The organism is Methylicorpusculum sp. (genome assembly GCF_030651835.1).
Classification (GTDB): domain Bacteria; phylum Pseudomonadota; class Gammaproteobacteria; order Methylococcales; family Methylomonadaceae; genus Methylicorpusculum.
Genome location: NZ_JAUSBX010000036.1, coordinates 63,856 through 85,170 on the forward strand (window position 1 = coordinate 63,856; position 21,315 = coordinate 85,170).

The window sequence follows — 21,315 nt, forward strand, 5'->3', positions numbered from 1 at the left end:
GAATTCCTCAAAAATACCGCCATGCAGGCCGGATAGCGTCATCGCTAACCCGGCCTGCTTTTCATTAGAGCGAGAACACCATAACGCCGCCACCCATTTGGGTGTGATGCGCCAATTCTTTAAATGCACCAACGGCACCCAAACCAGCGGTTGGATCTTTAAGATCGAAAACCAATCCAACACCAGGCCAACCGCCTACACCGTAATAGATAGCAACATATTGCTTACCGTCATGTTTGTAAGTGATCGGATGACCGATTACGCCGGAAGGCAGCTTGAACTTCCAAAGTTCTTCCCCGGTTTTGGAATTAAGCGCTTTGATATAACCATCCAAAGTACCGTAAAACACCAGGTCGCCTGCTGTCGCAGTCGTACCGCCCCAGACTGCAAATTTTTCCTGAACTTCCCATTCAAATTCACCGGTTACCGAATTCATCGCTTTTACCTGACCCAGTGTGCCTTTGGGGCCTGGATACATATTCAGCGTTGCGCCGACAAAGAACTGCCCCGCACGATAGGGCAACATGAACGGTTCCCAATCCATACAAATATGGTTCACACCCATGAAGAACAATTTTTTATTCGGATCGTAAGACTCGATGCCTTGGTTGTGATAGCCCATCGCCGAAGGACAAATACCTTTGGCTTCATGATCCATATGGGTTGAATATTCAGGATCACGCACCGGCAAACCGGTTTTAAGGTCTACGTGCTTGACCCAGTTAACGGTGTTGTCGATCTTGAATGCATTAACCAGATCGCCGTTTTCACGGTTTAAGGTATAAACCAAACCATTACGATCTGGATGCGTCAGCAATTTGGTCATCTTGCCGTTAACCATTTGCTCGGATAAACCCATGTAGTTCACACCGGCATAATCCCACTCGTCATGAGGTGTTTTTTGGTAACCGAATTTAGCTTCGCCCGACTTAATGTCACGACCCCAGATAGTCATGGTCCATTTGTTATCGCCGGGACGCATGGTTTCATTCCACGGTGCTGGGTTACCTGATCCGTAATAGAGCATTTGTAAATCCGGGTCGTAGGCATACCACCCCCAATTGGTGCCGCCGCCTATTTTCCAGGCATCCCCTTCCCAGGTTTTCAGGCCCAAACCGAATTGTCCGTAATGTGGATTGGCTTTGTTGAAATCCTTGGACAATTTAATGTCCTCATCAGGACCTGTCGCATAAACACGCCAGGCTTGTTTTCCATCCTTTAGGTTATAAGCGGTTGCATACCCTCTTACCCCCAATTCAGCGCCGGAAGTACCGACGATCACCTTATCTTCAGCTACGAATGGAGCGATGGTCAGCGTCGAACCCATCGCGATATCGGAGTTTTCCATTTTCCATAACAGATCACCGGTTTTTGCATTGAGTGCAACGATATGGCCGTCTAATTGGTTAAGGAAAATAGTTGCCGGGTAATCTTTACCTTGAGGCGCATAAGCCAGACCACGATTGACAACATCGCAACAGGCTACCGCTCTGGCAGCAGGGTTCTGTTTTGGTTTGAACTGCCACAAGATTTTATCCGGCTCTTTCAAGTCGATGGCAAACACGTTATTCGGATAGGGCGTGTGAACATACATGATGCCGTCAACGACCAACGGACCGCCTTCGTGACCATTCAGAACACCGGTTGAAAAAGACCACGCAACTTTCAGATTTTTGACATTGGTAATATTGATGTCATAAAGTTCGCTAAAGTGAGTCGAACTGTAGTCTTTGGTCTGCATTACCCAATTGGTATTTTGACGGGACAATTTATCTAATTCTTTATTGGCCTGCGCCGATTGCGGCAATGCCAGAATGGCGCTAGCCATTAATGCGGACGTTCCCACGTTACGTGCAAATTTCAACATTTGCATAATTCCTCCGAGTTAGTGTTCTGCTGTGAATTAAGGCATAGCCGCTGCATATCGAAGATACGATTTATGTTAACCAACTTACTTGATCTAAGTTCGCAAGGGGGTCGACACACAGGGCTACACTGCGAGCAAATTCTACGCAGATCGCTATACAGGCGTTACGGAAGAAGGCTTGATTTAAACCGGGAATAAGTCAGTTATATCCCAAGAAGAATTCCCGATACTTGATTCGGCTGTCAATCATTCCCTGAAATTCTAGGCAACTTAAGTTGCGAATTTATTACCCCTTTCTGAAAATGAGTGACTTAGCAATATTTTTCAAAGTCATCCACTCAATCACCCTTTTTTAAAGCACTGTTCACGTTAGTCGTTGAAAGGACATCAACGCCGTCATTCCGGCAGGAATTGCCTGAGCCGTTAGATCGCATAAGCGAATCCAGATCACACCGATGTGAAAATCCAACGCCATCCATGGCTTCTGGCCCCCGGCAATCTGTGCCGGGGTGACATCAACTATTAACGACCTGAGTTATTTGAAACCCAATCCTTAAGGTCAAGAAATCAGGAAAACGTCCCATAGTGTTGACGAATAGAAACGGGCATGATGCTAAGTTATTCATTCAAGGGAGCTTTTAGCGGTGTCCAACAAGATTAGAGTTTTACTCGTCGACGACCATGCCGTGGTAAGAGCCGGCTATAAAACCTACTTATCACTGTCCGATAAAATTGGTGATATTTATGAGGCTGACAAAGGTGAAACCGGTTGCCAGGTTTATGAAAAGAACAAACCGGATATAGTCGTTGTCGATTTGTCCATGCCCGGAATCGGCGGGTTTGAAACGATCAGACGTCTTATTAACCGCGATCCGCATTGTAAAATCCTGGTGTTCAGCATCCATAATGAATTGATTTATGTCACGCGCGCCATTAAAGCCGGCGCGAAAGGCTATATCAACAAAAACAGCGCTCCTGAAATTCTGGTCACCGCAGTCTGCCAAATTGCTCAAGGGGGCACTTTTGTTGACCCTGTTCTCGCCCAACAGCTCGCCATGTCTATGGTTACAGGCGATGATGAAGAAAGCAAAGTCAAATCGCTCTCACCCAGAGAATTTGATGTGTTCTGTTTGCTCGTTAATGGCTACACCACCCAAAAAGCCGCCGAAAAACTCTGCCTGAGTTACAAGACCATCTGTAATCATGGGACTTCAATCAAGGAAAAACTGGGCGTCAAGACGGTTGCAGAAATGACGCTGTTAGCGTCCCGGCAAGGTCTGATCAATGGTTTGAATGAGCGTTTAACCTGAATATTCAGGCTAAACGTTCTGCTGAACTTCTATGCTTCGCTTAGCTCGGTCGCATTAGATCAAGAATAAGCGCTTGAGAAAAGTCATGACAAAATCCCGGTATTATTCAGGAAAGTTACCCACGTCAATTCGCCACGGTTTACCCATAATAGTGATTTTCAACCCTTCTGACGTAAACCTATGAACTATCCATTGACCGTGTTAATCAGTATTTTGTTGTTTCCACTTTTCGCTCATGCACACGGACCGACACCGCAAAAAGCGAAGGAAAGCATTGCCATCAACGCACCTGTCGAGCAGGTCTGGAATGCCGTTAAACAATTCGACGGCATCGCTTCATGGCATCCGGATGTCAAAGCCAGCAAAGGCGATGGTAAACATGAATCAGGAGGAATGCGGACAGTAACCCTGCAAAACGATGCTGAACTGACTGATGAACTGGATTATTACAGTGACAAAGACCACGAATACAGCTACCGCTTGAAGATAGAGAATATCAAAGCGCTGCCGGTCAGTTCTTATTCCGTAGAACTTCAGGTGAGTCCGGGACAAGATGCCAGCAGCTCGACAGTAACATTGAAAAGCCGTTTCTACCGGGGCGATACCGGCAACACGCCACCTGAAGACTTGACTGATGAAGCCGCTGTTAAAGCAATGAATGCGTTTTTCAAAAACGGCTTAAACGGGCTCAAGAAAAAAATGGAACCCTAATCAGCTTAACAAAATTAACCAAGGGCTCGGAGGAAATGTTGAATGCCTTTTGCGTTAGTACTTAATTTTAATCTGAGTGGCCTTACCAAAAGAGCCAGTGGGGTCAACAGTACCCTTATATACATCACCTGAAGAAAGGGGCTTTACGTGTTTTTTGGTAAAGTAAATCATTGAGTCATCAGTCCGAGCTGAGCCCATTCGCCGGCCGCGTAACGGCTGAGTCCCTTTTCACCGAAATGCCACAAGTGCAGCCAGCCGTGATTGATCAGTTGTTGCACCACGGTGTGCTGCTGAATCACGCGCTCGATAGCGACTCTTGGCGCATCAATGACTACCGTCAGACGCAACGGTTCGTGCATCCATTGCTTCCCATTGTGCAAGGATTGTTTAGACAAGCCGATTCGCAAATCCCCGCCGTTACCTTCGAAAACACCGATGTGACCGCCGACTACGTTGTGCAGCACTTTGTTGCCGCTGCCGAGGCGATCCGGATCGCAAGTGGACGCGTGGTATTGCCAGTTGATCCAATGCGTGACCAGCATCGGTGCAGTCATCAACAATTCCAGAATGCTGCTGTCTGGATCGTTCTGTGCAGTGTAGTCGTGCAGGAATGTGCGTCCGTCCAGCACGATGTGTTGGGTACGGCTTCTGGGCGCGATGATGAACGAGGCGTTGCCGGCCAAGCCCCATTCAGGACGTGTCTGAGCGCCATCATTGGCTCGGCGACGCACCTGCTCCAACAGATCTCCATGCCCGCCGCGCGGATCCAGCGTCAGATCGGGTGCGCGCTCCCGTCTTACCTGATCACAAGCGCAATCGAACGCCGACCGCACGCGTTCGAGCCTTTCCTGCGCTTGATGCGGCAGCAAGTCCTGGTCGAACCATTCGACTTCATCGGTCGTGGTGTTGTGCAAGGCAGCCAGAAATACGGTTTCCGACGGTATGGCGATATTCTTCTCTACCAAGCCTGCGCGTACGGCAGTATCGTTGAGGAGTTGCGCCAGTACGCGGGCATTCACTTCACCCGTCTGACCGCAGCACGCTCCGCAGTCGAGGGCCGCCGCGTGGGCGTTGTTGACGCTCTGGCTACCATGACCGACCAGCAGTACAAGCGGCGCCAGGTCATGATCGAGCCCCATAGCATGCAGGACTGTGGCTGCGAGATTCACCTTGTCGCTGACATCCAGACCGGTCAATGTTGGCCGGCACAGCGAGCGGTATAGCGCGGGTATACCTGCCAGATCGTCGCGGGGACGCGGTTGCCCAGAGGGGCGCAACCAGCCCGCCAGTTTGCCTAGATAGCCAAGACCTGCGGCCTCAACGAAAGAAAACGCGGCCCCAGGCCAGCGACTATTGGCCTGCCATTGTGTCGACAAGGCGAAATTGCGCAGGCGGGCTTGCTTTGCAGCGCGCTGCTCGCTGGTCGACGTCTCATGGCCTGTGGTTTCCTCGGTCATGACACAGTCTGTAACTTCCAAAACCGGCGCAAGAAGTCCCGGCAGTTGAGGACGGCGGGCATTCGTCGCAAACGGGGTGTAAGCGATGGGGAGCCCAAAGAAGCCTGCAAAGCCGATGGTCTGTATCGACGGCGACGCTGTTTCCAGAGCACGCCGTAGTCGCTCGCTGCGGACGTCGATGCAGAATGCGGCCTGTACTTCGACTTCCGATCGAGACGACTCAAGGGTATGGCGGAGAGAAGCGGTGCTGAGATTGCTCGCCAGTTGTCGCTGATAACCTGCTTCCAGAGCAAGCTGCCAAACTTCGTCGACCCACAACGCACGCTCCGCGTCTGCAAGCAGCTCCGAAGCATGGCTCCAGGTCTTATGTAAGGCAGCGAAGGCATGTTTTGCGGAGGAATCGGTTTTACACTCAAGCAAAACGGCGCCCCAGGCCAACCGAATGGCCAGCAGGTCGCGCAGATGATCGTCGCTTCGGCCCTCCTGTTTCGCCTGCCACCCTAGATAAGCGCACCAGGACGCCCATCCATTGACAGTCAGCAGCACAGCCTCCAGATAATCGGCCCAGGCATCGTGGGGAAGTCCAAGGCGAATCATGACCCATTTTTCTGCATCCCGCCGCGTCGCCGGCAACGCGCTCAATCCCTTGCCGAGATTGGGCAACCCCATCAACACGCCGATCCCATGATCATGGATCAGAGTATCCCGCCAGAAGACATAGAGCCCCTGCCCGCGGACGGGCTGCCAATCGGCCTGATGCTCGTCAAAAAAGGCGGCGCAGGTCTGACTCACCTGCTGAGTGATTGCCTGCCGCCAGGAAAGACGTGTGTGACGTGCCGGGTCGTCATCCAGCACATCGATGAGCAGCGGCAGCTGCGCGATCTCCGGCGTCTGCTCCAAAGCATCGATGCACTGATTTGCGCAATCTTCACCGTGCTGCAGTGTCGCTAGCGCATAAAATAGGTCCTGTTGGGTCATGCGGCCCTTGGCCCAAGCTTCGCGCAAGTATTCGCGTGTGGGAAATACCTGGATATTTCCGAGCAATGCCATGCGTGCCGCTACTTGCCGCAGAGGGCGATTGATCCGCCCCCAGTGCGGATTGACTGCGATGGCGCGGTCCAATGGCCATGCGGGCGCGATGGCCAGACAGGCTTTCTCGCAGGCTGCATCGTTTTGAGCGTCAGTTGCCTTGCCCGCCTGCTGCTCGTCGTGTTCTTGGCAAGAGGCAGAAGGATACAAAGGGCCGGATCCTTCATGAATGTTGGCACTATTGGTGTCGATGGTGTTCACGATTTTGCTCTCCTCAAAAAGGGTTTATTGCTTGCCAGTGGACGCTTCCGTAGCCAAACAGTCAGGCTGTCGTGCGAGATGGGTAGCGCTCAACCAGCGTGTTGGCCAGAGTCTCAGGGCAAGGCGGGTATAGAACTCATCGATGTAGAACCCCGCATAGCTCCACCGCCGCCATGTGCCCCAACAGCCTTGATGCCACTGCAAAGTCGCCAGCCCCACATACATGAGGCTCATGCCTGCCAAGGCCACGATGCCGGCCGAGTGATGCGGTGAGCTGCCTATCCCCAGAGGTACAGCATGAGCCAGCAGAGCCGCCAGCATCAGAAGTACCAACATGCCAATGCCCGCAAGCAGTCGATACCAGGTGGGCGGAGCCTCATCATCGACGTTCATAGGCAGCCAGAACATGGGAGCCCAAGCCGCTGCCAGGACGATACTCCACCACCAAGGCCAGATCGCGCCGGTGCTGCCGACCAGGTTTTGCACCAGCGAGACAATTGCATATGCAAGCAGTGGAGCCACCAGCAGGCTGATTCGTCTTGTTGGGGCTGTAACGTGAAGCATCCGTAGGCGTGTTTGCCGCACGACCATGGAAGCTGAAAGGAAGGTGTGGGCTTTGTACAGCGAATGTCCGATCAGGTGCATTATGGCCAGTTGGTAAAGCCCCAGGCCGCATTCGAGCACCATGAAGCCCATCTGCGCGACCGTGGACCACGCTAGGCGAACCTTGATGCTGATACGCGTCAGTATGACAAAGCCGGCCAGCAACGCGGTGCCGAGCCCGAATATCACGAGCAACCAGCGGGCGACCGAAGACACATCCAGCAGAGGGGAGAAGCGGATGAGGATAAACCCTCCCAGATTAACCACCCCGGCATGCAGGAGCGCTGAAACTGGCGTCGGAGCTTCCATGACCTGAATCAGCCAGCCGTGAATGGGCAGCAGCGCGGTGCGTAAGATTACAGCCAGTACAAGGCAAACAGCGCTGATCTCCAGGGCCATTGAAGCGTCTCCGGTACCCACCTGCCGCAACAGGTCAGAAATGGAGCCGCTGCCTACGTCCAGATAAGCCGATGCCGCCGCGATGATGAGTAATACATCAGCCACTTGGTCGGCTATTTGCTTCTTGTACGCGGCCAGCAGAGCAAAGGGCCGCCCCGGGTAGAAACATAGCAAGCCTTGAAGGGCCTTGCCAACTAGTGCCCAGGCAGCAATCAGCACAAGCCAGTGATTGGCCAGCAAAAGGACATGCACGGCCGCCAATACGCCTGCAAATCCTGCAATGTAGCGCATCTGGCCGGGCTCGCCTTGTAAATAGCGAGAAGAGAATCCACCAATCACCATACCCAGCAGTTGGACAAGCACGGCGACCAGACCACCGAGCAAGTTCACCGTCAGTCCAGGCACATAACCGCTAAGTGGTCCTTGATCGCCAATAGGCGGGGCGAGTGTCTGCAGAACCAATGTGAACAGCGTGGACAGGAAAGCTAGGCTGGACAGAACCGTGAACAAAGCCCAGAGATCACTGCCATTATCGTCGGGATCCCCCCGTAGGGAATTCGCCCTCCAGACAACAAACAGCATGAACACGGCTGGAGCTATTGCGCAAGCCGCGCTAAGCAGGTTGAACAATTTCATGGCGATCTCCGAATAAATTTATTGAGGCCATATTATGCGCAAAGAATTGTTCTGTAAAATATAACAAAAAGAACTATATGATCTATAAAATAGAACATATAAGCTTAGAACAGCTTAATTTTCATCACTTCTTCTATTTCTGGCGGGTCACCAAGGTCGGTCACCTCACGAGGTCAGCCCAAGAGCTTCATACCTCCCAATCGGCTTTGTCTGCGCAAACTCGTTAGCCGGCCAAGATAGTTGACGCCAGACAATTGCTCTTCCTGGCAAACGTCACGCTTTAAGGGCACAGATTGATGCCCTCTGTGAATCCGCTGAAATAAAACCGCGACAGCGGGCGAAGTTGGATGATATGGCTTTGCTTCATCCAATAGCTCCAGATAGTAACTGGCTGACCTTATTGCCTGAGATCGTGGTGCAGGACGAGCTGCGCGACATAAGTCTAGTGGTGGTTGAAAAATCCTCTCAGCTTCAAGAATGTTTCTATGCCATCACTGCTCCACACTACAGTCGGATCAATGTGCTGGAGCAGTTGCTGACCAAGTCGCATAGCATGTTGTCAGAATGAATCTTGACAAATCCTTTGGAATTTTCGCAAGCGCAAATGATGGTGACCGCTCAGTCGAGTCGCCGCTGCCGAACAGCTCAGCTGGAGTGCATTGCGGTTAAGCTTGTTCCCTGCGTCTGAGCAATACAAGGAATTAGGACCCCGAATCGAATGTCCGCTTCCACGCACATGGAAACATCCGCACCCCACTCGGTCTTCGTCCTTTTGAGAGCAAGATGCCACCGTTCGAGGTTGAAATTCGATCGGCAGGATTGGGTCGGACTGTCACATTCAACGAAGCGAAAAAACCATTTTTTTTGAATGGCCAGTATGGAGAATTCCATTCAGAAATATTAATCTCACAAAATGATGAAACCTGAACGCAAATATTGAGGATGATGGATAAAACATTTTTTATACCTCATAAAATAAACTATTATGAGCTATATAAGTTACGGTTATAACTCATGGTTTGGAACTGGCAACAAGCCGATTGGCCTCATTTTAGTTACGAAAAATTACCTCTCGTTGGTTATGACAACAGGCTATTGCTTGGTGCAGGGCTTTTGTTTGGTGCCTTCAAGCATCTTGACCATGAAGAAAAAAATCTGTTAACCATCGAACTGATCAGCAATGAAGCTTTAAAAACCTCAGAGATTGAAGGCGAATCCCTGGATCGTGACAGTCTTCAGTCATCCATCCGCCGCCAACTCGGATTAGTATCGGATAACCGTAAGATTCCACCTGCCGAACAAGGTATTGCGCAAGTCATGGTGGATTTGTATCAGAGTTTTAAATCGCCCCTATCTCACGCCACGCTGTTTAATTGGCATACCATGTTGACGAATAGCAGGCGTGACCTCAATGACATAGGACGATACCGAACCCATAAAGAGCCTATGCAGATCGTATCTGGGCCAATTTATTCGCCCAGAATACATTATGAAGCGCCGTCATCGGTACAAGTCATCGCAGAAATGGATAGTTTTATTGACTGGTTTAATGCGACAGCCCCAGACGGAAACTCACCATTACCCGCCTTAGTGAGATCCGGTATCGCCCACCTTTATTTTGAGAGCATCCATCCTTTTGAGGACGGCAATGGCCGTATCGGCCGGGCAATTGCCGAGAAAGCCTTGGCGCAGTGCTTGGGGCAACCTACCCTGATTGCAATCGCCCATACCATTGAACGGAACAAGAAGGCTTATTACACCGCACTTGAACAAGCCAACAAGAGCAATGAAATTACAACCTGGTTAATCTATTTTGCGGATACCGTATTAAGCGCCCAGAGCTATACCCAGGTTAGGCTTGAATTTCTGATAAATAAAGCAAAACTCTATGACCGGTTGAGAGGACAACTCAACGTCCGACAGGAGAAGGTATTGTCAAGAATGTTCCGAGAAGGCCCGGAAGGATTCAAAGGTGGGTTAAGTGCAGAAAAATACCTGAGTATTACCGGCACAACCCGTCCGACAGCAACTCGCGACTTGCAAGATTTGGTGATGAAGGGAGCATTGTTAAGAACAGGGGAACGTAAGCATACACGGTATTACCTTAATCTTGAAAGTTAAAAAACGAATTTAACTTATTGATAATATGATAATTACTTTTGCTTCTCCAAAGCCGACATTGGCTCATAGGTAGTGGAACAAAAATCTTTTAACAAGAAAAAATCTGTTACCCTGCCAAAAATAGGAGCGTTTTCATCAAATTGGAATAAAAACGAATGCAATCACATCATTATGGTAGTTGTCTTTAGTCTTGTATTCCCTATAACCCTTACTAGCGGCAATACCTAACACATAATTTTCTCCCGAGTGCTTGATTAGCATCGAACGGGTTTCGCCATTTTTCAATTTGAAATAGGCATCATCTATTGGCAAATTCTCTCCCACGCAATAGTGAAGATGATTAGCAACGCTCAAAATTATCCCTTTGCGATCAGTAAATACCGCAAAACTATTCGTCATAGGTGAACCGTCGGGCTTTTTTGGCAGGATGTCGCGCAGCATCGCAGCAAATTGTGGCTCACTGTCAAAAACAAGGCCGATTCCACCTAACACTTTATCGGTGTCTATCAAATCAGTAATGGCAGCGTTGTAGATATAGGTATGGCGGTCGTTATAAAGAATCGTGGGCGAAAAGCTTGATACGCTGTAGGACTGGCTGTTGGCATGATCCATGTCGATCCTAAAGCCTGACGATTTATTGACCTTCACGCCTACCAAACTTAACTGCTGTGGGTTTGAAACGGCAACAATTATGCCTTGCGTATTGTAGACGTATAGATTGGTGTACACCGTATAGAGGGCGTTGATATAAGAAAGAATTTCACTGATCTCGCGCGTATCGACATCAGACATTTCTGACTTTGCCAGGTTGCGGCGAAACAACGAGGTCAGAGCCCACCATCGGCAATCGTTGGCTCTCTCATAAAGATTACGATCCATGATATCGACCGCCAACGATGCCAGGAAGCCGGCATTATTCAGATGCGAGGACATCACGGTTACTTCCTGTAAGCTATTGACAGAGGCTGTAAACAAAGAGGAAATGTCAGTACCAATCTGTTTAATAGCCTCCAGCACCGGCATAAATTCCGCAGCGTTTCTTCGAGCCGAAGCAATTTGCCCGTTCAACACCAGTAAACTAAGATCTGCATTGATGTCCGAGGAGGCTTTACGAATTACTTTTAGATCTTGTGGAAAACTGTCAGATTGATCAATGATCTCTTTATACTCCTGGCCTTCTTTAACAGACAGGTCTCGCTTAAAAGCCCAATCTAATTGGGTTAACATCTGCCCGCGCCAACCCAGACCATAAAAGCCCTGATAGCCCGTGGTCCTTCTCGTATTAACGATGTAATCAATCCGTTGAAAACGAGCCAATGAACTCGTCTCATAGCAATCAGAATAGGTCTTTAGTGGCATAATCTGTTCGTTACTGCTAGCGATAACTCGTCCTTCTGAGTTCAAAATACTGATAACTTCGTTGTTGCATTCACTGACTAAATTGGCAAATATACCCTGCATTTCATCGTCAAATCGGAAACACAAACAGAGTACGCCAAGAATTCGCGAGTTTTTTTGATCAGTTTCAGTAATCTTGCAGGAATAAATTAACGAATGGCGTCGGTTTGCTTGCAGTTCACTGTAGCGAAAGGTTTCCACATAGGCCTGTTGTGAAGCTAAGGTTTCCTGTATTAGAGGATCGGTTGACGCAGTAATTTGATTGCCAGGGTCTAGATGCGCTCGGATTTTGCCCTGAGTGTCTAATATGATGATTTCATCATAAACACTGTATTTTTTGACATATTCACCTAGGCGATTTTCAATGAACTCAATCTGGCCTTGATCAGATTGAGCCTGGTTAAGAAAAACCCGAATATCATTGTCTGTTGCCAGAAAGCCAACATCGGCCGTGCGTTCAAAAAGATTACGAATCAGTAAGTCAATGGCAACTTGTGCTCTGGAAGCGTTATCCAAAATTAGCTTTTGTAAGTTTTCTCGTAACAAGCTGTCGGTCAGATTTTGCTGCAGTACCCCAAATTTATTTTGAGTACGATTCATGTCATCCAAAATCGTCGACGCAACATTGTGACTGTTAATCTTGCCGATGAGAGTTATTTTGCCCCACAATTTGTTTAACTCTGCTAATTGGGTTTCTAAACTTTTGACCTCAGGCATAGCGGCTAACAGTTTGGTAGAGTGGGTATTGAATAAGGTATCCATGCTTCTCCAAACAGTGGGTTGAAACGATCAATTAAGGGAAATTTCCATTTTTGATTGAATGTTAATCGCTTACAGATTCAAGCAAAAATTACACCATAACCTACCCTTGTTGATTATTCCTAAAATAAATGTCGATTGATAATACACGACGCACTAAAACAGTGCGCCATGCACATTTTTAAGCACTGGGACCTTTCCGAGCGACGTACCATAGGCTCAATGTAATCTTCTATCTAGCCTTAAATAACGGCACAAATCCTGCTGTCTGTTATCCCAAACGCTTCTTATCTAAATATCATGTCAAATAGTACGAGACGAATTACAACAAATCAGTTATCCAAAACTATTTCCCCCAGCCTAAGACGCTTGCTGCTAGACAGAGAACGAATGCTCAGTACTTTGATGAGTAATCTGCAAGGTATGGTTTATTGCTGTCTCTTAGATGCTGAATGGACGATGGTTTTTGTAAGTGACGGTTGTTCAGCATTGACCGGTTTTAGCCCTGAAGATCTGTTATTTAACCAAATCGTATCCTACGAAAAACTGACATTCGCTGATGACCGCCTGTGGGTTCGAGAAATCATCGAGAATGCGGCAAAATCGAGTCAGCACTTTGAACTTGAATACCGCATTACCCATGCTAACGGCGAAATCCGTTGGGTACATGAAAGCGGCCTACCTTTATATAACGAAAATCATGAATTGGTGGCGCTGGAGGGCTTCATTCAGGATATAACCGCGCGTAAAAATAGCGAACAACTAGCGCGCGACGCCGAACTACGCTATCGCTCCATCTTCGAAAACGCCATTGAAGGCATTTATCAAACCACACCCTGCGGCCAGTACTTGGACTTTAATCCAGCCTTAGCACGAATATACGGTTACGAATCAATCCAAGATCTGAAAAACAGCATTTCCGATATTCAGCACCAACTGTATGTAGATCCAAACAAGCGTGCAGAATACGTCGTGCTTATGAACGCGCAAGGCAGGGTACTAAATTTTGAGTCGCAGGTTTATCGAAAGAACGGCGATATCATTTGGATTACTGAAAATGCCCGAGAGGTAAGGAACCAAAACGGTCAATTATTGTTTTACGAGGGTACTGTTGAAGATATTTCTGATCGCAAGAATTACGAACAACAAATCGAATACCAAGCCACACATGACAGTTTAACGGGCTTACCTAACCGCACCATGCTGGCCGATCGTTTACAGCAATGCATGAATATTGCCGATCGCCTTGATCATACAGTGGCCATTGCATTTCTTGATCTCGACCACTTTAAACTGATCAACGACAGCATGGGGCACCATATTGGTGATAGCTTATTAATGATAATGGCTGAGCGACTGACAAAGTGTGTTCGAGATTCCGACAGCGTGGTTCGGCTGGGCGGGGACGAATTTGTCTTACTGCTCACGTGTTTACAAAAAGCCGAAGATATGACTCAGAGCATTCAGCGAATACTCGGCGCCATAGCAGAGCCCTGCAGTGTGAATGAACTCGAGTTTGTCGTGTCTTGTAGTATTGGAATTAGTGTATATCCGGGCGATGGGAGCGATGCGAACACCCTGCTAAAATATGCAGACTCAGCCATGTATAAGGCAAAACAGTCCGGCCGAAATACTTTTCAGCTATACACCCGAGAGCTGAACCAAGCATTGACAGAGCGAATGGAAATTGAATATGGCCTTCGCAACGCTATCGAAAATGAAGAATTCATATTGCACTTTCAGCCCAAGATTGAACTGGCAACCGGCAAACTATGCGGTGCTGAGGCTTTGATTCGTTGGCAACCAAAAGAAGGTCCGTTAATTTCTCCCCTGAGTTTTATTCCCGTCGCCGAAGAAACCGGACAAATAGAAGCCATTGGTCGATGGGTATTAAGCAATGCCTGCATTGCTGCCAGTCAATTTAGCGCCTTACTGGGCAAACCCTTCTCGGTGGCTGTCAATGTCTCGCCACGTCAGTTTCGTCATTGCGATCTCGTCAGTACCGTTAAGCAGATCATTAAGCATATGAAGGTTGATCCAAGTTGTTTGGAACTGGAAATCACCGAATCATGCCTCGCACATGATCCGCCTGCATTTATCAAAACGCTTCATGATCTCAAAGCATTTGGGCTAACTTTGGCGATTGATGATTTCGGGACCGGTTATTCGAGTATGGCCTATTTAAAAGACTTTCCGGTTGACCGATTAAAAATAGATAAGGCTTTTATTGGCAATCTGGAAGACGAACCCGCCAATATTGCTATTCTTAAAGCTATCATAGCCTTGGGGCATAGCCTTGGTTTAAAGGTAGTAGCAGAAGGCGTCGAAACAGCCTACCAACAAGCTTTTTTACATGGAATAGGCTGTGACGAGTTGCAAGGGTATTATTTCAGCAAACCGTTACCGTTAGCCGACTTCTTACTACTTTTAAAAAAGTAGAGGGCTGTGTTGGCGCCAACAAGAATATAAATATTTTCGTTTTGATCCAGCCGGTAAAAAATTCGACAAGAGTTAAGGATGATCTCCCGATAGGTCGAATTTTCAAGTTCCGGAGGTTTGCGGCCTAATTCTGGAAAATGTTCAAGCTCACCCACATTTTTATATACGTGTTTGACCAAGCGACAAGCGGCTTCGACTTTATCAAGTGCTATGTATTCTGCAATATCATCAAAGTCAGAGAGGGTGGATTCGGTCCATATTATTCGAGCCATTTGCTCATTTTATCGATGGCTTCCGCTTGGCTAAAGGTTCGATTTTCAAAAATCGTTTTCTCACCTCGAGCTATACCTTCAAGAATGCTCGTCCTTGATTGCATAAGTGCGTAGTCTTTGACATCAATAAAGCAAGCGGATGGCGGGCCGTGTTCAGTGATTAACACGGGCTCCTTAGATTCATGCAGTTCAGCAAGAATTTTGGTGGCCTGACGTTTAAGGGTGGTGACAAGTTCTGTTTTCATAGGAGTGATACTAAACTATCACTCACATTTGTACAAAAATTGCCATTGGATTCATTGCTTGTTCTTGTCAGTTTTTTTCTATGTTTATTTTTTTCCACTTTAAACAACTTGAAATCTGAGTCGACCGCATTTTGGATGCGCCGACGCTTTCAGCTGTCTTTGATGATCACTGAGTATTTGCGGCTGACCATAGCTACCGCCACGATGATTGTCTCCGGCAACAGCGGTTAAAAGACATGTGGGATTTGGCGCTAAATAACGTCTCGATTTACCGCCAAGACCTCTGAATTCAGCCGCTCCGCTCACAGAAGATCATCAAGCTAAAAAACCAACCGGTTGATAATGGCTTCCAGGCAACACAGCTGCCAAACCGGACGCATTATTTAAGTGCCTGGCTAAAAGTTCACCAAAAATATCAGTGAAATTGATTGAATGAGCAAGGTAACGTCCTAAGTACAATTGCTCCGGCAACAACCCGGGCCATTCGCCATAGATTCCACCGTTAACCTGATTGCCTATAACAAACCAGCTTGACGCGTTGCCGTGATCGGTGCCTTTACTGGCATTCTGCTGAGCCGTTCTGCCGAATTCAGTCATTGTTAAAATCACGACATCATTCATGTAAACCGTACCCAAATCCCGGTATAGCGCCGCAATGCCACCGGAAAACTCGCTTAATCGACTGGCTTGCGTTCCTTGCGCCCCCCCTTGACCTGCATGATTATCCCAACCGCCTATATTGACTGCCGCAACCTCAAGCCCTGCTCCGGCTTTTACTAATCGGGCAATATCTCTTAACTGTCTTCCATAATTTGTATCAGGATAAACCGCCCCATTGTCAGGTGAATAGGCTTGCTTGCTGAACGGTTCTAATGTGCTTAGATTATCAATGGCCAACTCGCCGTGCTGCTTTAACAATAATCGTTGTTTTAATAATGAGCTGACCGGCTGCTGATAAATGGCGGTTAGCCTATTCAGCGTTTCAACATCCATGCCTGCGCCTAATTTAGCCAAGGTATCAATCGTTGTAACCGGTGTATTTCCTTTTAAAGCATGCGCCAGCGTTCCAAAACTAACCGCACGGACCTCGGCATCCTGGCTTTTACTCGATAAGTGCCGGTTTAACCAGCCATCTGCAGTTCTCATGCCCCCAATTCCGCTCTCGATAAAATCCTGACTGACAAAGTGCGAGCGGTTAGCGTTCTCGTAATGAACAGCGGGCATAACAGCCATGTGTCCTTGCTGGTAAATATCGAACAAAGGCGCCATAGCAGGATGCAAACCCATAAAGCCGTCCAAATCAAGAGCCGCCCCGACTCCCGATCCGGGCTTGGCGATGGCAATGTCAGGTCTGAGCCGGTAATACTCATCTTCACCATGCGGAACAACAACATTCAGTCCATCGCACCCGCCGCGCTGAAAAATAACCACCAAGGTCTTGCCTGACGCCGCGTAAGCGTTTTTAAAACCGGCTAAGAGTGCACCACTGGATAACAGCCCCCGACCCAGCACCGGCATTGCCGCCAAATTACGTAAAAAGTGTCTTCTTTTCATGATCGTATTCCTCTTTATTGCAATTGGTAGGCTGGGTAATTCAGCACTAAGGCTAATACTTTACGAATTTTGACATCGGCACTTGCATCACGAATATAGAACTTCTCGGTACCGTTGCCAGTCAATATCGCCATCGCGGCGTCTTTCTCTGCTTTTGAATAATCGTGACTGAGCGTCAACTCAAACAAATAGCCCAAGACCCCTTCTGCCGTTTCTATACCCTGTTCGATAAAGAACTGCGCCGGATTTTCCCAATAGTTGCGCCAAACAGTAGGCTTGTTCATCATGGCTTGTCCGGCAAACTGCCAGCGTTGCATTAATTGCCCGGAATTCACCCAACGATCCGCTTCTTCAGCCCAACCTGTGGGTACAGGGTAATTGAACAAATCCATCCCCATTTCTCTTAACTGAACACGGGTATGTTCAAAAGCGATGGTCAATGGCAACTGCCTGAATAAACCGGCAACGAACTCCAACGGAATTTTTACTTTGTTATGGAAATTGCCGGAATCGGAAAAGGCGGTAGACGTTAAGATACCTTCCAAGACCCGTGCAATTTGATCTTCGTCTTCTGCATAGGTAACAAAATCTGAGGAACATGACGCTATGCCGGACGCGGAAGGTTGATCGGAAACCAGTAGTTTAAGCAGTTTGCTACAAATATGCCTCGCCGTACCTGGGTGTTCTGCCAGTAAATCAAGCACCAACTCGCCGCCGGATAAGCCCGAACCGGCAGAAACAAGGCTTCCCAATACCCACTTTGCAGCATCGTCATGACGCCATTTATCGAAGTGGAACGCACCATTAGATACTCGCCAACCGGTAAAGACGCGCGCAACTTCGGCAATATCCTTAGCGGTATACCCATTGTCGACGCCCAGAGTATGAAGCTCCAATAACTCGCGGGCATAGTTCTCATTGGGTGCGGTTTTATGGCTTTGATGATTATCCAGATAGAGCAACATTGCTGGGCTTTTTACGCTCACTCCCAGTAAATCTCTAAACCGCCCAAACGCATGCGTTCTGAAAGCAGCATTTTCAGCCAACTCGAATCCATTACTTGTTTTGTTGCGGTCGGTATTAAAATGATTTTCCCAAAACCAGGTCATCACTTCCAATAGCTGTTTTTTACTGGAGATTGCTCGGGCTATTTGAGCAAATTGCAGCTTTTGCTCGAGATGTGGCGTCAATTCCTGTACACGCGTTAAATAAGCCTCAAATTCAGCATCATCAATTAACTCAGGATGTAATTGCTTCTGGATAAAGGCCGCAGAGCCAGAATCTCTAATCTCTTTCAACAATTCAGGGGTTGCCCCGAAGGTTATCCGGTTCAGTAATTGAGCAGCACTCACCGATTCGGTCATCACGTTTAAGACCAGCGTTTTATGCGCTTTGTTACCTGCCCAATCCTCAGCAAGCAGTTCAACAGTAACAGTGCCATTACGCGTCAAACCTCTAACGGCAAGACCCCATCGGCCATTTTCACCTAGTTCAAGCTCTTTATTGCTTTCAATAGCCCCCTGCCCTGCATCAATCACGGTCGCTTTTAATGTTTTTACGCCGGTATTGTCGGCAACGCTTCCGAGTAAGGCCAAGCCTTGCTCATCGACTTGATCCTCATCGCTGTGCGATGTAATCATGATAGAAGGCACTTCTTTATCATCGATAATCGAGTATATTTTGGCTATTTCAGACTGATTACCCACCTTATCAAAAGCAATTGCTTTAACTGTTACAAATTGGCCAGCTGTCAACATGGCATCATTTACGTTAAACAACCATTCACCTTTAACCAGTCCAGCCGCTCCGGAGAAAGCACCGGCAACCGGATCAGTTACCAGAATCTCAACCCTGTCGACTTCCTGATTATCAGTCACCCGCATAGCCAGCTGAAAGCCTTTATCAGATAGTTTTGCGTTTCCGGAAGGATTAAAAGCCACAAATACCGGGGGCTTATCATCCAGCTTATCCGAATCATCCTTATCAACAGCAAAGTCTACCCAGCCTTTTTGGGCAATCCACCGGCTATAGTGATGTTTAGCATTACCGAATAAATTGGTCGCCCTGACCACAAACAAGCGACCATCACCCAAACCGGCAGGATCAAAACGCACGACACCCGCACTATCAGTGATTAAAGACGAACGCCAAATTAATCGGCCATCAGACCCTTTTTCAAACAACGTTAGATTTTGCCCTGACATCACCTCTCCGGTTTCAGCTTTATGCAACTTAACCGCGACAGGACCGGCCAATAATTGGAAGGGGCCGGTTTTATCGAGGTCTTTGCTTTCGATCCAGTTGCCGTATGGATTGGCTCTCAGCACATAGCTGGACCCCTGCCCCAAGCCTGTCAAGTCGAAATCAATCTTGCCCTGGGCATCCGTATTTTTTCGTTGAAACCAGCGTAATGACTGATCCGGCATCCGCTCAAAAGCAGTCACTTCTTTATTAGCTAAAGGCTTACCGTCCAGAGCATTCAGCATAGTCACATTTAACAACTGATTACCCACGGTAAAATCAAATTTACCGGTGTTAACGATTAAATTACTGCTTATTGAACGCTGATCAAGTGGCGTCTGAGCCCTCAGAATATATTTACGGCCTTGCCCCAAGCCCGGCAAATGAAACGGAATCCCGCCATTTTGATCCGAGGGGACGCGGGTAAACCAAGATAAACTACCGTCAACCAACTCTTCCATAACGGTAACATCCTGACCGACTAAAGGTTGATTAGTAGCACCGTTAATCACCTTAACCAGCAAATTACCAACTCTGAATTCCATATTGCCAGTCTTGGTTATTTCACCGGAATCCACGGAACCAGAACCAAACAGTTGTTGCGTCCTCAGCACATAAACGCTATCGGTGCCCAAGCCTGGCAAATCCAGCGTTAAATTACCGTTAGCATCGGTTGCCTGGCGACGGAACCATTTCAGACTATTGTCAGCGTCGCGACGAAAGACGGTCACGTCCTGATTACCCAGTGCCGTATTACTGTTGCCGTCAGTCACTGTAATATTGAGTAGCTGATTACCGACCACAAAGGTTGTCAAGCCGCCTTGATTGATCGGAGTGCTGTTTTTCCAGCTGTTATCAAAACTATTTCTGGCTTTAAAGACATAAGCCTGAGTACTACCCAAATCCGGCAGAGCAAAGTCGGCTAAGCCATTACTATCGGTGATGGTGCTGCTGACATGAACATCAGTTCCGTCAGCCAGTACTCTGTGCGCATTAATTTGAGTCGAGGCCATCACGCTGCCGGTTTGACCGTTGACCGCTTTAATCCGTACATTACCGGCTTTAAATGCAAAGTTGCCAGGTTGCTTAATATCAGCGGAATCGACGGTCCGGTTGCCGTGTTTCATGGCCGTGCGCAGCACATAGACGCTATTGCTGCCCAGACCGGGTAAATCCAAGATCAATTGGCCGTTAGCATCGGTTGCCTGGCGACGAAACCATTTCAGACTATTGTCAGCGTCGCGGCGGAAGACGGTCACGTCCTGATTACCCAAAGCCGTATTGCTGATGCCGTCAGTCACGGTCACATTGAGCAACTGGTTACCCACCACAAAGGTCGTCAAGCCGACTTGATTGATCGAAGCGCTGGTTTTCCAGCTGTTATCAAAACTATTTCTGGCTTTAAAGACATAAGCCTGAGCATTGCCTAAATCCGGCAGAGCAAAGTCAGCCAAGCCGCTTTGATCGGTGTTGGTGCTGCTGACAAAAACATCAGTTCCGTCAGCCAGCACTCTGTGCGCATTAATTTGAGTCACGGCCATCACGCTGCCGGTTTGACCATTGACCGCTTTAATCCGGACATTGCCGGCTTTAAACGTAAAATTGCCGGGTTGCTTAATATCACTGGAATCGACGGTCCGATTACCATGCTTCATTGCTGTGCGTAGCACATAGACGCTATCGGTGCCCAAGCCCGGCAAATCCAAACTCAGCTGGCCTGCTGCATCCGTAGTTACGGTTCTGATACCTTTAACACTGCCGGCTGCTTCGCGCCGCAAAACAGTAACGGCCTGATTCACCAAAGCTGTATTGCTGATACCGTCAGTCACCGTCACATTGAGCAACTGGTTACCCACCACAAAGGTCGTCAAGCCCCCTTGATTGATCGAAGCGCTGGTTTTCCAGCTGTTATCAAAACTATTTCTGGCTTTAAAGACATAAGCCTGAGCATTGCCTAAATCCGGCAGAGCAAAATCAGCCAAGCCATTTTGGTCGGAATTGGTGTGGCTGACA

General features: G+C 48.1%; 13 protein-coding genes. 5 read left to right on the plus strand and 8 right to left on the minus strand.

Going from position 1 to position 21,315, the window contains the following annotated elements; translation table 11 throughout:
• Positions 1-64: 64 nt before the first annotated feature.
• Positions 65-1,873, minus strand: a complete 1,809-nt coding sequence (locus Q7V32_RS04485) for a methanol/ethanol family PQQ-dependent dehydrogenase (protein WP_159653190.1) — start codon at positions 1,871-1,873, stop codon at positions 65-67.
• Between the two features lie 638 nt (positions 1,874-2,511).
• Here Q7V32_RS04485 and Q7V32_RS04490 point away from each other — a divergent pair.
• Positions 2,512-3,177, plus strand: a complete 666-nt coding sequence (locus Q7V32_RS04490; protein ID WP_304895781.1) for a response regulator transcription factor — start codon at positions 2,512-2,514, stop codon at positions 3,175-3,177.
• 180 nt (positions 3,178-3,357) lie between these two features.
• A complete protein-coding gene (locus Q7V32_RS04495) occupies positions 3,358-3,888 on the plus strand; it encodes an SRPBCC family protein (protein WP_304895782.1) in 531 nt (176 codons plus the stop codon).
• Between the two features lie 167 nt (positions 3,889-4,055).
• Here Q7V32_RS04495 and Q7V32_RS04500 read toward each other — a convergent pair whose 3' ends face one another.
• Together Q7V32_RS04500 and Q7V32_RS04505 are read right to left on the minus strand one after the other, a co-directional pair.
• Positions 4,056-6,635: a YbcC family protein gene (locus Q7V32_RS04500; protein WP_304895783.1), complete on the minus strand. Its 2,580-nt coding sequence runs from the start codon at positions 6,633-6,635 to the stop codon at positions 4,056-4,058.
• A 24-nt stretch (positions 6,636-6,659) separates the two neighbouring features.
• Positions 6,660-8,273: an NADH-quinone oxidoreductase subunit L gene (locus Q7V32_RS04505; protein ID WP_304895784.1), complete on the minus strand. Its 1,614-nt coding sequence runs from the start codon at positions 8,271-8,273 to the stop codon at positions 6,660-6,662.
• Positions 8,274-8,526: 253 nt separating this feature from the next.
• On the opposite strand from Q7V32_RS04505, the gene Q7V32_RS04510 reads away from it, so the two are divergent.
• Together Q7V32_RS04510 and Q7V32_RS04515 are read left to right on the plus strand one after the other, a co-directional pair.
• Positions 8,527-8,841 carry a LysR substrate-binding domain-containing protein gene (locus Q7V32_RS04510; protein ID WP_370691417.1) on the plus strand — a complete coding sequence of 105 codons (315 nt, stop codon included), beginning with the start codon at positions 8,527-8,529 and terminating at the stop codon, positions 8,839-8,841.
• Positions 8,842-9,287: 446 nt separating this feature from the next.
• Entirely contained in the window at positions 9,288-10,394 is a 1,107-nt protein-coding gene (locus tag Q7V32_RS04515) for a Fic family protein (RefSeq protein ID WP_304895785.1), read from the plus strand.
• 135 nt (positions 10,395-10,529) lie between these two features.
• Here the strand turns inward: Q7V32_RS04515 and Q7V32_RS04520 are convergent, their stop codons facing one another.
• The gene (locus Q7V32_RS04520; RefSeq protein ID WP_304895786.1) at positions 10,530-12,554 is read right to left on the minus strand and encodes a cache domain-containing protein; all 2,025 of its coding nucleotides are present in this window, start codon (positions 12,552-12,554) and stop codon (positions 10,530-10,532) included.
• Between the two features lie 297 nt (positions 12,555-12,851).
• On the opposite strand from Q7V32_RS04520, the gene Q7V32_RS04525 reads away from it, so the two are divergent.
• Positions 12,852-14,990, plus strand: a complete 2,139-nt coding sequence (locus tag Q7V32_RS04525; protein WP_304895787.1) for a bifunctional diguanylate cyclase/phosphodiesterase — start codon at positions 12,852-12,854, stop codon at positions 14,988-14,990.
• Here the strand turns inward: Q7V32_RS04525 and Q7V32_RS04530 are convergent.
• From Q7V32_RS04530 to Q7V32_RS04545, 4 genes are all read right to left on the minus strand, one after another.
• Complete coding sequence (locus Q7V32_RS04530) at positions 14,936-15,262, minus strand: type II toxin-antitoxin system RelE/ParE family toxin (RefSeq protein WP_304895788.1); 327 nt, start codon at positions 15,260-15,262, stop codon at positions 14,936-14,938. The genes Q7V32_RS04525 and Q7V32_RS04530 overlap by 55 nt on opposite strands.
• The gene (locus Q7V32_RS04535) at positions 15,250-15,507 is read right to left on the minus strand and encodes a type II toxin-antitoxin system Phd/YefM family antitoxin (protein ID WP_304895789.1); all 258 of its coding nucleotides are present in this window, start codon (positions 15,505-15,507) and stop codon (positions 15,250-15,252) included. The genes Q7V32_RS04530 and Q7V32_RS04535 overlap by 13 nt, the downstream gene beginning before the upstream one ends.
• Before the next feature lie 315 nt (positions 15,508-15,822).
• Positions 15,823-17,061 carry a DUF1501 domain-containing protein gene (locus Q7V32_RS04540; RefSeq protein WP_304895790.1) on the minus strand — a complete coding sequence of 413 codons (1,239 nt, stop codon included), beginning with the start codon at positions 17,059-17,061 and terminating at the stop codon, positions 15,823-15,825.
• Between the two features lie 14 nt (positions 17,062-17,075).
• Positions 17,076-21,315, minus strand: a 4,240-nt coding sequence (locus tag Q7V32_RS04545) for a DUF1800 domain-containing protein (protein WP_304895791.1), incomplete at its 5' end; no start/stop codon positions are given.

Coding starts and splice junctions, on each gene's coding strand:
- Q7V32_RS04535 (WP_304895789.1), bottom strand. CDS start 15,507: ATGAAAACAGAACTTGTCACCACCCTTAAACGTCAGGCCACCAAAATT.
- Q7V32_RS04520 (WP_304895786.1), bottom strand. CDS start 12,554: ATGGATACCTTATTCAATACCCACTCTACCAAACTGTTAGCCGCTATG.
- Q7V32_RS04530 (WP_304895788.1), bottom strand. CDS start 15,262: ATGGCTCGAATAATATGGACCGAATCCACCCTCTCTGACTTTGATGAT.
- Q7V32_RS04485 (WP_159653190.1), bottom strand. CDS start 1,873: ATGCAAATGTTGAAATTTGCACGTAACGTGGGAACGTCCGCATTAATG.
- Q7V32_RS04505 (WP_304895784.1), bottom strand. CDS start 8,273: ATGAAATTGTTCAACCTGCTTAGCGCGGCTTGCGCAATAGCTCCAGCC.
- Q7V32_RS04515 (WP_304895785.1), top strand. CDS start 9,288: ATGGTTTGGAACTGGCAACAAGCCGATTGGCCTCATTTTAGTTACGAA.
- Q7V32_RS04525 (WP_304895787.1), top strand. CDS start 12,852: ATGTCAAATAGTACGAGACGAATTACAACAAATCAGTTATCCAAAACT.
- Q7V32_RS04495 (WP_304895782.1), top strand. CDS start 3,358: ATGAACTATCCATTGACCGTGTTAATCAGTATTTTGTTGTTTCCACTT.
- Q7V32_RS04540 (WP_304895790.1), bottom strand. CDS start 17,061: ATGAAAAGAAGACACTTTTTACGTAATTTGGCGGCAATGCCGGTGCTG.